This is a genomic window from Hymenobacter sp. UYCo722, from assembly GCF_040547115.1.
Lineage (GTDB): Bacteria > Bacteroidota > Bacteroidia > Cytophagales > Hymenobacteraceae > Hymenobacter.
In genome coordinates, this window is sequence record NZ_JBEPPC010000011.1 from 39184 (window position 1) to 52073 (window position 12890).

The following is a 12890-nucleotide window of genomic DNA, read 5'->3' on the forward strand; positions in this document are numbered from 1 at the left end:
AATATATTTCAATTTATGCCGCATACTAAACCGCCCGCCCCATCGTTCCTTTCGGATGCTTTCAGAAGCGCCGCACGCCACCCGGGGTGAGGCAGGCCGTGAGCGGCACGTCGGTGGGCAGCACGTCGGCAATGCGCCCGTGGGGGGCTTCATCCAGCACATTTAATCCGATGAACGGCGTGCCCGGCCGGCACTGGGCCAGAAACCGGTCGTAGTAGCCGCCGCCATAGCCCACGCGCTGCCCCGTTTCATCCACGGCCAGCAGCGGTACCAGCACGGCATCGAAGGCCATTGGCAGCACTTCCGTGGCTGGGTCGGCCGCAGGTTCGGGAATGCCCCAGCGGTTTTCGAACAGCTGCGTGGCAGGGCTCAGGGCGAAGTTTCTCAGCGAAATACCATCGGCCTGCACCACGGGTACGGCCAGTTGCACGGCCGGAAAATCGGTCCAGATGCGCCGGATGATGGGCCAGGTGTCGGGCTCGTTGCGCCGGGCCAGCGGCAGAAACAGGTGCAGCCAGCGCCACTCGCCCACCGGAAAATGCCGGAATAGCTGCTCGCACAGCTGCTGGCTGCGCTGGGCTACCTCCGCCGCGGCCAGGGCCCGGCGGCGGGCGAGGGCGGCAGGGCGCAGGGTGGCTTTGGTGGACATCAGGGACTGGTTGGCAGGCCGAAAATACGGCATATGGGCCGCCGCCGTCCGGCCCGGCAGGCGCACCATTGGTGGGCCCAGGGTAGCCGTTGGCTAGCTTTTGGGGGCAAACACCGCAACGCATCGCGCAGGCAGCGTAAATTGCCAGACAGTTGCCGTGGGCCAGGGCCCTTATGGCCGGGCTTCGCCACCTTCATTTTCCGCGTTTCAGCTATTTTTACCCGTGCCTATTTCCGCTGCCAGCCTTATTTCCGCCAACGGGGTGCCTGAAATCGACCCGGCAGTGCAGGCTCGCCTCGACGAGCTGGAACGGGAGCTGGCCCAGGCGCGCGCCAACGAAACGGCCGCCCTCGACCGCCTGCAACGCCTGATGGCGCTAACCGCCAACCGGCTGGCCGAGCCGGCGCGCGACGCGCAGCGGGCTTTCTACGAAACCATTCTCGACGAGCTGCCCGTGGAAGTGGTGGTCCTCGACGAGCAGTTCCGCTACATCTACTCCAACCCCCAGGCCGTGCCCGACCCCGCGCACCGCGCCTGGCTGATTGGCCACACGGTGATAGAATTCTGCGAGCGCTACGGTTTCCCGATGGAGCTGGCCGAGCAGCGGTCGCGCATGTTCGAGCAGGCCCTGCGTAGCTCCGAGTCGATGGTGTGGGATGACTGCACGCCCTTCCCCGAGGGGGCCCGCTACCACCAGCGCCACTTCAAGCTGCTGGCCCAGGTGGGAGCCGGCGCGCCCTTCATGCTCGGCTACGGCCTCGACGTGACGGCCCGCGTGGAAGCCGAAGCCCGCAGCCAGCGCAGCGAGGCCGCCCAGCGCGAGCAGCAGGAGTTTATGCAGCAGGTGCTCGACACCAACCCCAGCGCCATTTACGTGCGCGATGCCGAGGGCCGGTTCGTGTTCAGCAACCGCGCCATGACCCAGCTGGCCGGTACCGGAAATGCCCCCCGGCGCGCGGCCGACGAAGCCGCCCGCGAGGCCGCCCGCTACGCCGCCGGCGACGACCTCGTGCTGGCCACCGGCCAGGAAATCACTTCCGAAGACCGCCTGCCGCTGAGCACCGGCGAAATGCGCTGGTTCCACTCGGTGAAGCGGCCGCTGCTGCGCCCCGACGGCAGCGTGCACGTGCTGGGCGTGAGCACCGACATCAGCGACCTCAAGCAGGCGCAGGATACGCTGGCCCGCAGCGAGAAGCAGTACCGCGACCTGATGCACTACGCCCAGGCCCTGATTTGTACCTACGACCTGGCCGGCACCCTGCTCTCGGTGAACCCCGCCCTGGCCACCCTGCTGGGCCACCCCGCCCCCGACCTGGTCGGCCAGTCCATGGCCACTTACCTGCTGGCCGAAGACCAGGCCGGCTTCGCCGATTTCTTGGCGCGCATGGATGCCCGGGGTGAGGCCCAGGGCGTGCTGCGGGTGCTGCGGGCACTGCCGCGCGGCAGCTTCGAACTGCGCCACCTGCTGTATCACACCTTCGTGATGCGCGAGCCGGGCCAGCAACCCTACATCATCTCGCATTCGCACGACATCACCGACCGCGTGCTGGCCGAGCGCGAAAGCCAGCGCGCCCGCGACGAAGCCGAAGCCTCGGCCCGGGCCCGCGAAAACTTCCTGGCCAACATGAGCCACGAAATTCGCACGCCCATGAACGGCGTGCTGGGCATGACGGCTCAGCTGGCCAAAACCCGCCTCGATGCCCGCCAGCAGGAGCTGGTGCGCGTCATCAGCTCGTCGGGCCGCCACTTGCTGGCCGTGCTGAACGACGTGCTCGACATGGCCAAAATTTCGGCCGGGAAGCTCGAACTCGAGGCCGCCACCTTTAATCTCAGTGACTCTATCTCCGAAGCCCTGGCCCCGCTGGAGGCCCAGGCCCGCGAAAAGGGGCTCGATTTTCAGCGGCAGGCCCTGCGCGACGTTTACCCCCAGCCCTGGGTGGTGGGCGACGCGCACCGCCTCAACCAGGTGCTGCTGAACCTGGTGAGCAATGCCATCAAGTTTACGGCCGCCGGCCGCGTGTTGGTGAGCAGCTCGCTGCTGGACGAAACGGCCAGCACCCTCAGCGTGCGGTTCTGCGTGGCCGATACCGGGCCGGGCATCGAGGCCAATAAGCAGGCGCTCATCTTCGAAAGCTTTACGCAGGCCAATGCCGACACTTCCCGGCATCACGGCGGTACCGGCTTGGGTCTGAGCATTTCGCGGGCGCTGGTGGCGCAAATGGGCGGGCAGCTGCGCCTGGCCAGCACGCTGGGCCAGGGCAGCAGCTTCGACTTCGAGTTGACTTTTCCGAAAGCGACCGCGCCCGCCTTGGCCGATGCCAACGATGCCGCCTACAACACCGGCCGCCTGGTGGGCGCGCGGGTGCTGCTCATCGAAGACAATGAAATAAACCGCACCGTGGCCCGCATGATGCTGGAGCCCTGGGGCGTAGAGCTGGAAGAAGCTGAAAATGGCTTGATTGCCCTGGCTCGCCTGACGGAAGCCGACTTCGACCTGGTGCTCACCGATATTCAGATGCCCGGCCTGAGCGGCCTCGACGTAACGCGCCGCCTTCGCGAAATGCCGGGTGCGCGCCGGGCGGCCACGCCCATCATCGCCCTCACGGCCAATGCTTTTCGAAGCGATATTGAGCGCTACCTCGCTGCCGGCGTCAACGCCTGTCTCACCAAGCCCTACGATGAGGCTACCCTCTACCAGACCATGGAGGCCCTGCTGCCGCCCCAGCCATGCGTCGCGCCGGCCTACAACCTGACTCCGCTGCGCGAGATGGCCAAGGGCCGCGAGGCTTTTGTGCACAAAATCGTGCGCTCGTTTCTCACGAACATGCCCCGGAGCCTGGGCCAGCTAAAAGCCGCTGGAGCCGCCGCCAACTGGCCCGAAGTGGGCCGCCTGGCCCACCACATCAAGCCCAACCTGCACACGCTGGGTATCTGCGACGTGGGGCCAGCGCTGGAAGTGCTCGTGCGCCTGCACAGCGACGAGCCCACCGCCGCACCCGAAGCGCCCGCCGCGCTGCGCCAAGCCCTGGCCCAGCTGGTGGCCGGCGTGGAGCGCGCCCTGGCCGGCCTCAGCGCCGAGCTGACGGAGTAACGCTACAGCCTAGTCGTTCACCGTTACGTAGAAGCTGAGTCGGGGCTGCATACCGGCCATCAGGGCTCCAATCGAAGCCCTTTTCCAGGGTGCCTGGCTAGTGTGGCGATAATAGATTTCGTTGTGGAAATAACCCAAGGAAGCGGAAAAGGCAAATTCAGCCCCGTGTGATGCCGGGTTGTCCCATTTCAGCAACTCGATTGCCAGAAAAAAATCCTCGTTTAGCACCAGCTGGTCGGCGCTTAAGTCGACGGTGATGGGGCCGCGAGCAATCGGACTGGTCACAATGACATCACGTGGCAAAAGCTTTACTTCGGTCGGCAACCCATCAGACCCCAGTCGATAAATATTTACCCGCAAAGTAACCTGCCCCGGCGAGCTTCGCGCAACGTTGAATACGGCATTTACGATACGGGTAGGCTGCCGGCTGAGCTTGATGACCGTACCTACCTGCCCACCTAGGCTATTGGCGGCAAATGTGTTGGTGGCCATCTCAGCATTGCCAGTATTGCCCAGTGTGTGCGTGCGGCGGGATAGTGACCTGCCCTTCACCTGGACTTCGGCCAGCAAAACGGCTTCCGGCACAAGCGCGACGTTAGGCTGAGCGGCTAGCTCGGCCAGCGTGAGGTTGCGCGGCGCGTAGCCCAGGCTGGAAATACGCACGTTTTCAGCCGCCAGTGATTTTTGAAAAGCCAGCGTGTAAGTGCCCTGCTCGTCGGCCACGGTGCCTAATGCCTTGCCCACCACGCCAATGTTCACGTAGGGCAGCGCCGCGTGGGTACGGCTATCGGTAATGCGGCCGGTGATGGGTTGGGCCACCGCCGAGGCAATGAGGAGCAAGAGCAGCAGCGGGGTTAGGTAGAAATATTTCACGCGGAAAGGCAGGTAGAGACGCGGGCAAAGATGCCGGCTGCCTGACTAATGCGCAAACTTGCCCGGAAGTTGCCCGGAGCTTTACTCCTCCTCCAGCACCGTGAACGCCAGCGCCAGCGGCTCAAAGGCCTCAACTAACTCCTGAATAAAACTGGGATTGTTAATCAGAATGCTAAGCACGTTTTCACTGCGCTCCTGCAGGCCACCACCGGGGAAAAGCTTGTCCTTAAGAGCAGCCAGCTGAGTGTAAGCGGTTTCGTGCTTAGTTTCGGCCGCTTTGCTAAGGCGCTTTTCAAGGCCGGCGAGGCCAGCGGCGGCTTTCTGGGCTTCAGCGGCCACGGTTTTCACGAGCGTCGGGTCGAGGCGCTGGGCCACGTCCTGCACTTGCTGGAAGGCGGCGGCCAGGGCGGCCTGCTGCTCTTTCAAACTCACTTCTTCCTGGCCCAAGGCCGCGCCCACCTGCTTTTTCAGCTCGGGCAGCGGGTGGAAAATCTCGTGCGCCGTCAGTCCCAGCTTTTTAAGCTTGCCGCCGTTGGCGCGGCTGATGTACTCGGCCGAATTGCGCGGCAGCACGATGGGAAAAGGTACTCCAAAGGCCGCAAACACGTCCTTCAGCTGGAACCAGTAGGCTACCTCGGCCCCGCCGCCGATGTAGACCAGATTCGGCAGCAGCATTTCCTGGTACACCGGCCGTAGCACCACGTTGGGGCTGAACTGCTCGGGGTGCGCCTGGGCCAGGGCCAGTAACTCGGCCTGGCTGTGGCACTTGGCGGTGTTGCGGATGGTTACTTCCACGCAGTCGGCCCCGCTGGCATCGGGCTCCAGGCGCTCGCGCTTGCCTTCGTCGGTAATAAAAAACAGGTTGATAGGCCGCGAGTACACCTGCGGCTTATAGCCGGCGGCCGTGAGGCGGCCGTTGGTGGCCTGCACGGCCGCGTTCGACGCTTGCTCGCCGATTTCCTTGGTCAGCAACGGCACCAGGGCCTGCTTCAGGGCCGGGCGGTCGGCATCCAGCGTCACCAGTCCGAACTCGCCGAATAGGGCATCAGCTAGCTTGCGGGTGGCTTCGGCCAGGTTTTTCGATTCGGAATAGGCTTCGTGAAAAGCGGCCGGCACTTCGGGCGGCAGCTGGCTCAGCAGCTGCTCACTCAGGCCATCCAAAGCAAGCCGGCCTACCGGGCCACCGGTACCGGCCGCGTCCCAGGCGTAGGTTTTGCCGAAGAGCGAGAAGTGGTTGATTTCGGCGAAATCATGGTCCTCCGTGGCCATCCAGTACACTGGCACGAAATCGTGCTGCGGATAAGCAGCCTTCAATTCCCGACTCAGCTTAATGGCCGACACGATTTTGTAGATGAAGTACAACGGCCCCGTGAGCAGGTTGAGCTGGTGCCCGGTCGTGACGGTGAAGGTGGTGGGCTCGGCCAGCAGCAGCAAGTTGGCTTCGATGGCGGGCGCAGGAGCGGGGCCGTATTGCTCCCGCACGGCCGTGACCAGGCGCTGCCGGGCCTCGGGCGAAAAAGAAGCTTGCTTTTCTTCGATTTGGGCGGCGAAGTTTTCGAGCGCCGGAAAGCGGTTGTAAAACGGGGCCAGGGCCGGGTTTTGGGCAATGTAATCGGTCAGCAGGCCCGAAAAAGCGCCGGTTTCGGCGTAGGGCAGCGTGGTACAACGAGTGGGCATGGGGGGAGTACGAGCAAGGCCGAGTTCGGTATGAACCCTAGCCAATGGCAAAAGTCCGCACAAAACCCGGCCCCGGCCGAAAAAGTTAATTGTCAGGCTCCGTTGGCCGCCCAGAACCGCATTTCGAGCGAGAGGCGCGTTTCGTCCTCGTTCAGGTTCACGGCCCCGCCGTGCAGCAGGTAAGGGGAGAAGAGCAGCACCTCTTCGGGCCCTGGGTTGGGGCGCAGCAGATGCAGCGGCTGCACCGAATCGACGACGGCCGGCACGCTGTACTGCGTGCCGTTGTACACGGCCCCGGCGTGGGTGCGGGTGGTTTGGTCCTCGGCCCACCAGTGCGAGCCGGGCAGCAGCGCCAACGATGAATCGGCGGTGCTGCCGGCCAGTGGGAAGTAGATGTTGATGCCGTTGCGCAGCCGGTCGAGCCACACATCGCGGTGCAGTGGGTTGTTGTCGGAACGCCGGGGCCGCACGATGCGCAGGTGAAACTGCGCCCGGTCAATAACAGGGTTGTGCGCGGTGACCAACCGGCCGCAGAGCGCCGATACCCGGGCCTCGAGCGTGGCTACCGGCAGGGGCAGGGCGGCCAGCGGGTAGCTGCCGGTTTGCTGCACCACGGCCAGGTGGCGGGCCTCGTCGTCGCCAATCAGCCGGTGATAATCCGTCACGGGCCAGTCGGTGGGGATGTCTAGCCCCGCGCCGCGCACAGCCGTACGCATCAGCTCGATGAGGCCCGAACGCAGCGTAGCGTTTTCGGCTGGTGTCAACCAGGGCGCTACCGTGTAGCCGGCTGCCGCCCAGGACTGCCCGGCCGTGAGGTCGGTGTCGGCCGCCAGCAGAATTTCGGCCGCGCCGGGACCGGCGGGGCCTTCCACGCGGTACTCAATATCCTGCTGGTTGAGGCGGGCTTTCATGCGTGAGAGAGCTGTTAGAGACGCCTATTGGCATCTCATCGGTGAACAGAATCGGTTGAACGGCGCGGAAAAGGAGACGCGTACTCGCGTCTCTACAACGTTCAGGATTAAACCAAGTGGCCGTAGAGGTCGAAATCCGAAGCCGAATCAATCTTCACGTTCGCAAAGTCGCCGAGGCGTACGAAGGTGTCCTTCTCCACGGCTACCAGCACTTCATTGTCTACTTCGGGCGAGTCGAACTCGGTGCGGCCCACGAAATGGCCACTCTCCTTGCGGTCGAACAGCACCTTGTAGGTCTGGCCCACGCGGGCTTCGTTCAGCTCCATCGAAATGCCCTGCTGCAGCTCCATAATGGCATCGGCGCGCTCCTGTTTCAGCTCAGCCGGCACGTCGTCCACCAACGTGTGCGAGTGCGTGTTTTCCTCGTGCGAGTAGGTGAAGATGCCCAGCCGCTCAAACCGCGTCTGCTCCACAAAATCATACATTTCCTGGAAGTCCTGCTCCGTTTCGCCGGGGTGGCCGGCAATGAGTGTGGTGCGCAGGGCAATGCCCGGTACGCGCTGCCGAATGGTGTCGACCAGCTCCATCGTGCGGCGCTTGGTGATGCCCCGGCGCATGCTTTTCAGCATGGCATCGGAGCCGTGCTGCAGGGGCATGTCGAGGTATTTGCAGATGTTTTCGCGCTCGGCCATCACGTCCAGCGCATCGAGCGGAAACTGCGAAGGGTAGGCGTATTGCAGGCGAATCCAGTCGATGCCGTTCACGTCGGACAGGTTGCGGAGTAGGTCGGCCAGCTTGCGCTCACCGTAGGCTTCCAGGCCGTAATAGGTCAGGTCCTGGGCGATGAGAATCAGCTCCTTGGTGCCCATGCTGGCCAGACGCTTAGCCTCTTTCACCAGGTCCTCCATCTTGCGGTCCACGTGCTTGCCGCGCATCAGCGGGATGGCACAGAACGAGCAGGGGCGGTTGCAGCCCTCCGCAATTTTGAAGTAGGCGTAGTGCTTGGGCGTGGTAATGAGGCGCTCGCCGATGAGCTCATGCTTGTAGTCGGCGTTCAGCACCTTCAGCATCTGGGGCAGCTCCAGGGTGCCGAAATAGGCATCAACCTGCGGAATTTCCACTTCCAACTCATCCTTGTAGCGCTGCGAGAGGCAGCCCGTCACGTAGAGCTTGTCGAGGCGGCCGGCCTCCTTCTCATCCGCGTAGCGCAGAATGGTGTCGATGCTTTCCTGCTTGGCATTGTCAATAAAGCCGCAGGTGTTGATGATGACGATGTTGGCGTCGGACTTCTCGGCCTCGTGGGTCACGTCGAAGTCGTTGGCCACGAGCTGGCCCATCAGCACTTCGCTGTCCACGATGTTCTTCGAGCAGCCGAGGGTGATGACGTTTACTTTATTGGTGGTCTGATTTCTAACTTTCACAATCGCTGATTTTCGCTGATTAACCGTGATTTCACGGATTATTCGCGGACGGAAATATTTATTTTATAGTAGTGAGTGCCAGGGTAAAGCCGGGTAGTACGTCCTCACCGCTCAAGGTGTCAGCGAAGGTTTTAGCCACGCTCACCGAGCCATCGGCGCGAAAGGCGCGGGCGGTTTCGGTCTTGGGGTCGATGAGCCAGGCCAGGCGGCAGCCGTTGGCAATGTATTCTTCCATTTTAACGACCACCTCCGTCAGCATATCCGATGGGCTCACCAGTTCCACCACAAAATCGGGGCACAACGGCGGAAATTTCTCCTGCTCCCCGGCCGTCAGCGCTTGCCAAGCCTCGTTGCGCACCCACGCCGCATCAGGCGAGCGCACCGCGCCATTGGGCAGGCGAAACCCGGTGGAGGAATCGAATACAAAGCCCAAGCGGCTCTGTCGATTCCAAATAGTCAGGTCGGTCACTATTTCGCTGTTAAGGCGGCCCGTGGTTCCTCCGGTCATGGTTACAAACTCAATGGTGCCATCGGCGCGGCGCTCAAATTTCTGCTCGCGGTTCTGCTGGCAGAAAGCGTAAAATGCATCCTCGTCAAGGTGCTGGAAATACTCGGCCAGCGTTTGACGCGAAGCCGGAGCAGCTTCCAGGACGGGCGGCGGAACGGGGTGCATAACAGTCATGGCGTTGACAACAAAGGCCTGATTACAAATGATTCACCGGCTGCCCTACAGCGCCTCAAACTGCCGCAAAAACCGCATGTCGTTCTCCGTGAACAAGCGCAGGTCCTTAATCTGGTACTTGAGCATGGCAATGCGCTCGATGCCCATGCCCCAGGCGTAGCCGGAGTATTTCTCGGGGTCAATTTTAGCGTTTTCGAGCACGGCGGGGTCCACCATACCGCAGCCGCCAATCTCCACCCAACCCGAGTATTTGCAGATGTTGCAGCCCGCGCCCTTGCAAATCAGGCACGTAATGTCAATTTCAGCGCTGGGCTCGGTAAAGGGGAAGAAGCTGGGGCGGAAGCGAATGTTGATGTCGGCTCCGAACAGCTCCTGCACAAAATAATACACCGTTTGCTTCAGGTCAGCGAAGCTCACGCCTTCGTCAATAAAGATGCCTTCCACCTGATGGAACATCATGTGGGCGCGGGCCGAAATGGCCTCGTTGCGGAATACCCGGCCCGGCATCACGCGCCGGATGGGCAGGGGCTCGGTTTCCATCACGCGTACCTGTACGGTGCTGGTGTGGGTTCTCAAGAGGTTGTGAGGGTGGGAGGGTAGGGGGGTAAGAGGGCTTTGATTATCCTCAGTCCCTTGCTCCAACTCCTGCCCTCCTGCTTCCACACTTTCCTGCCCTTTGATAAAAAAGGTGTCCTGCATGTCGCGCGCCGGGTGGTTTTCGGGGAAGTTGAGGGCGGTGAAGTTGTGCCAGTCATCCTCAATTTCCGGTCCTTCGGCCACCGCGAAGCCAATGCGGCCGAAGATGCGCAGCATTTCTTCGCGCACCAGGCTCAGGGGGTGGCGGGTGCCCAGGGCATTGGGCACGGGCGGCAGGGTATAGTCGAAATCGGGGTTGGCGGGGGTATTATCGGCGGCCGCTTCGGCGGTCTGCTGGGCTTCGTCGAAGCGGGCCTGAGCCTGTTGCTTGAGGGCGTTAAGTTGCTGGCCTACGGCACGTTTCTCGTCGGCAGGCACGGCCTTGAGCTGGTCGAACAAATCGGCCAGGCGGCCTTTACGGCCGAGGTAGGCGATGCGGAACGCATCGAGGTGAGCGGCGTTGCTAAGGTCGGCGGTTGTAATTTCGGCCGTCAGCGCGGCAATGGAGTCCTGCATCTGCATCATATCCCGCAAAGTTACGGCAAGGCTCGCGCCGGGCCGAACGTTTCAAGCCTGCTTTCAGTTAGCTCTCCGAAACCCCTATATTCTTTAGATAATCGCCATGAAACGCGCTCTATTCTTTCTATTCTTCGCTGCTGGCCTCGCCAACTCCGCCGCCGCCCAAAGTGGCTGGGATAATTCTGGCTGGGATGCTCCCAAAAAAGCCCCGGCTAAGAAATCAACCAAAAGCACTTCGGCCAAGGCTACCGGCCAGCAGGCTGCCAATAACGGCGGCGCGGCCGAAATGCCCGCTCCTGCCGCAGCACCAGCCGCTATGGCGGCCCCGGAGGCGGCGGCCACAACCCCCGGCGGCTTTGGCGGCGGCGGTAGTGGCAATACCCCCAGCAGCATTGGCATGTCGGTAGCGCCGGGTGCGCCGATTGTAATGCGAGGTGGCCGCAGCGTGATGGCCGACGATGCTGCCGCCACCCGCGAGCGCCGCATGAACCGCAAAGTGCGCCGCGACAAGCCCTGGCCTCCGCGCCCAACCGAAGCCGTAACCATGGCTCCCGCTCCGGTGGCTGCTCCTGCTCCCGCCCCAATGGCCGATGCGGCCAGTGGTAGCGCAACTCAGGCCGCTGGCGGTGCCCAGGCTCCGGCCGCTTCGCTGAAAGCATCGGCACCAACTAAAATGGCGCCCAAGGCAGCACCTAAGAAAAAAGCCCCCGAGCCCCTGGGCTGGTAGCCCAATGCTGTCAGCAGTGTGGCTGCAGCAGTTTTAATGCTGCATGGTAACGTGCCTGTAGGCTGGCCCGCTTCCTTCTGGGGAGCGGGTTTCTTTTTGGGGTAGGAGTGGTAATAGGAGCGGGAATACCCTACCCGGGTCCGGGTTTCGCGTATAGGTAGTACCTCAGCCATTTGAGGTGCTGCTAAGCGCCTGGGCTGGTATTTCCTCTGTCCACCTCTATTATTTTTCTTATGTTTCGCACCCTGTTTTCCTGCCTGCTATTGCTGGCTTTCACCACCGGAGCCTCGGCCCAGACTACGCCCGCGCCCGCCACTACCCGCCACGCTACGCAGCAAAAAACCACCCATCGCACCACCAGCACGCCTCGCCGTGCCACTGTGCGCAAAACCAGCACCAGGGAAGTGGGGCTTCGCAAGGATGCCGCTAATTACACGCCCGCCCCGGCTACGAGTAAGGTGCAGAGTGTGTATGCTGCCCCGGGCCAGCCCGTCCACATTAAGGATGGTGTTACGGCCGACTATGATGGCAACATGCCCAGCCGTGCCAAAAAGAAAGCTTCCACTACGCTCACCCCGCGCTAGACTTGCGCCGTAGCGCGGAATAATGCGCTAGGTGGAATTGGGCCGTTGGCGTTGGCGAGCGGATGGAAAACTGAAGTTGGCACGCTTTTCGAATTGCACCTTTCAGCAACCGAAAATAAACGTCTTACTTCTTATTCGCTTCAGCCATGTTCCGCACCATTTTTACCCTCGCCCTGTCGATGTTCCTGTTGGCTGAAGCCAGCGCCCAGACCACGCCAGCCACCACCAAAAAGGCTTCGGCCAAAGCCACCGCCCGCACCACGCGCCGCGCCGCCAAGAAGGCCCGCAAGGTGGCTATCAAGTCGGCTCCGGTGGCACCTGCCCTCAACGATGGCTGGCCTGCCATTGAGGAAACCCAAACGGCTGTGGCTTCGACTACCACCGCGGCCAACAACGGCTGGGGAGCCGCTACTGCCGGTAGCAGCAACCGCGGCGAAATCGACAATGCCAACGTGTATGCTTCGCCCGGCATGCCCGTGCACATCCGCACCAGCAACGGCATGGTGCCCTACAGCGTGCGCCCGCCCCGCAAGTCGGCCGCTACCACCCAGACCACACTCGGCAACTAATTCAACGGCTGCGCCTCCGCTTTGCGAGGGCGCAGCTTGTTTTTTGGCAGCTTCCATCAGCAGCTCAAACCCCTCGTGGGCAGTGGTGCGTATGATGGAAGCTGCCGCGTTTATAGCTCGGTTGAGCCGCCTGGTTTCACTCGTCACTTCTTTATTTGTTTTCTCATGTTCCGCTCTCTTCTCGCTTCGCTCCTGCTGATAGCTGCCGTGGCCGGCAGTGCCGATGCCCAGACCCGCCCGCGCAAAAAAGCCGTGCCGTACTCGACGCGCGGCCCGCGCAAGGCACCGCGCGCCGCCAACATCAATCCGCACACCGGCAAGCCCTACGGGGCCGGCGTACCCGAGGATATTAAGAACGGCTCGGCTTCTTACCTGGCCCCGAGCATGATTATGCGCAAGCAGGTGGGCTACCAGGGCAACGGGGGTTACAACGATAACCGCACCCCGCGCCCGCGCTACACCAAGCCCGCCAACAGCAGCCTGAACCGCGACAACGCCGTGCCAATGGCCCCGGGCAAGACCAAAATCAAAGCCAAGCGCTAGGCTGGCGC

12 protein-coding genes are annotated in these 12890 nt (G+C 62.5%); 5 read left to right on the forward strand and 7 right to left on the reverse strand.

What is annotated here, in order from left to right; translation table 11 throughout:
* Positions 1–61 precede the first annotated feature (61 nt).
* Positions 62–649, reverse strand: coding sequence for a 5-formyltetrahydrofolate cyclo-ligase (locus tag ABIB44_RS19345; RefSeq protein ID WP_354586327.1), 588 nt, complete (start codon positions 647–649; stop codon positions 62–64).
* A gap of 223 nt (positions 650–872) precedes the next feature.
* Here ABIB44_RS19345 and ABIB44_RS19350 point away from each other — a divergent pair, with 223 nt between their 5' ends.
* On the forward strand, positions 873–3740 hold the full coding sequence (locus tag ABIB44_RS19350) for a PAS domain-containing hybrid sensor histidine kinase/response regulator (RefSeq protein WP_354586328.1): 2868 nt from the start codon (positions 873–875) through the stop codon (positions 3738–3740).
* Between the two features lie 9 nt (positions 3741–3749).
* Here the strand turns inward: ABIB44_RS19350 and ABIB44_RS19355 are convergent, their stop codons facing one another.
* The 6 genes from ABIB44_RS19355 to pheS all read right to left on the reverse strand — a co-directional run bounded on the left by ABIB44_RS19355 (position 3750) and on the right by pheS (position 10456).
* Complete coding sequence (locus ABIB44_RS19355; protein WP_354586329.1) at positions 3750–4613, reverse strand: carboxypeptidase-like regulatory domain-containing protein; 864 nt, start codon at positions 4611–4613, stop codon at positions 3750–3752.
* 81 nt (positions 4614–4694) lie between these two features.
* Positions 4695–6290, reverse strand: a complete 1596-nt coding sequence (bshC, locus tag ABIB44_RS19360; RefSeq protein ID WP_354586330.1) for a bacillithiol biosynthesis cysteine-adding enzyme BshC — start codon at positions 6288–6290, stop codon at positions 4695–4697.
* A 92-nt stretch (positions 6291–6382) separates the two neighbouring features.
* Entirely contained in the window at positions 6383–7201 is an 819-nt protein-coding gene (locus ABIB44_RS19365) for a 2OG-Fe(II) oxygenase family protein (protein ID WP_354586331.1), read from the reverse strand.
* Positions 7202–7308: 107 nt separating this feature from the next.
* Positions 7309–8622, reverse strand: coding sequence for a 30S ribosomal protein S12 methylthiotransferase RimO (gene rimO / locus ABIB44_RS19370; RefSeq protein WP_354586332.1), 1314 nt, complete (start codon positions 8620–8622; stop codon positions 7309–7311).
* Between the two features lie 58 nt (positions 8623–8680).
* Positions 8681–9304, reverse strand: a complete 624-nt coding sequence (locus tag ABIB44_RS19375) for a Uma2 family endonuclease (protein WP_354586333.1) — start codon at positions 9302–9304, stop codon at positions 8681–8683.
* A gap of 45 nt (positions 9305–9349) precedes the next feature.
* A complete protein-coding gene (gene pheS / locus ABIB44_RS19380) occupies positions 9350–10456 on the reverse strand; it encodes a phenylalanine--tRNA ligase subunit alpha (RefSeq protein ID WP_354586389.1) in 1107 nt (368 codons plus the stop codon).
* A 106-nt stretch (positions 10457–10562) separates the two neighbouring features.
* On the opposite strand from pheS, the gene ABIB44_RS19385 reads away from it, so the two are divergent.
* The 4 genes from ABIB44_RS19385 to ABIB44_RS19400 all read left to right on the forward strand — a co-directional run bounded on the left by ABIB44_RS19385 (position 10563) and on the right by ABIB44_RS19400 (position 12882).
* Entirely contained in the window at positions 10563–11186 is a 624-nt protein-coding gene (locus ABIB44_RS19385) for a hypothetical protein (RefSeq protein ID WP_354586334.1), read from the forward strand.
* A gap of 233 nt (positions 11187–11419) precedes the next feature.
* Positions 11420–11770, forward strand: a complete 351-nt coding sequence (locus ABIB44_RS19390; RefSeq protein WP_354586335.1) for a hypothetical protein — start codon at positions 11420–11422, stop codon at positions 11768–11770.
* Positions 11771–11916: 146 nt separating this feature from the next.
* Positions 11917–12339 carry a hypothetical protein gene (locus tag ABIB44_RS19395; RefSeq protein WP_354586336.1) on the forward strand — a complete coding sequence of 141 codons (423 nt, stop codon included), beginning with the start codon at positions 11917–11919 and terminating at the stop codon, positions 12337–12339.
* Between the two features lie 165 nt (positions 12340–12504).
* A complete protein-coding gene (locus tag ABIB44_RS19400) occupies positions 12505–12882 on the forward strand; it encodes a hypothetical protein (RefSeq protein WP_354586337.1) in 378 nt (125 codons plus the stop codon).
* The last annotated feature ends 8 nt before the right edge of the window (positions 12883–12890 follow it).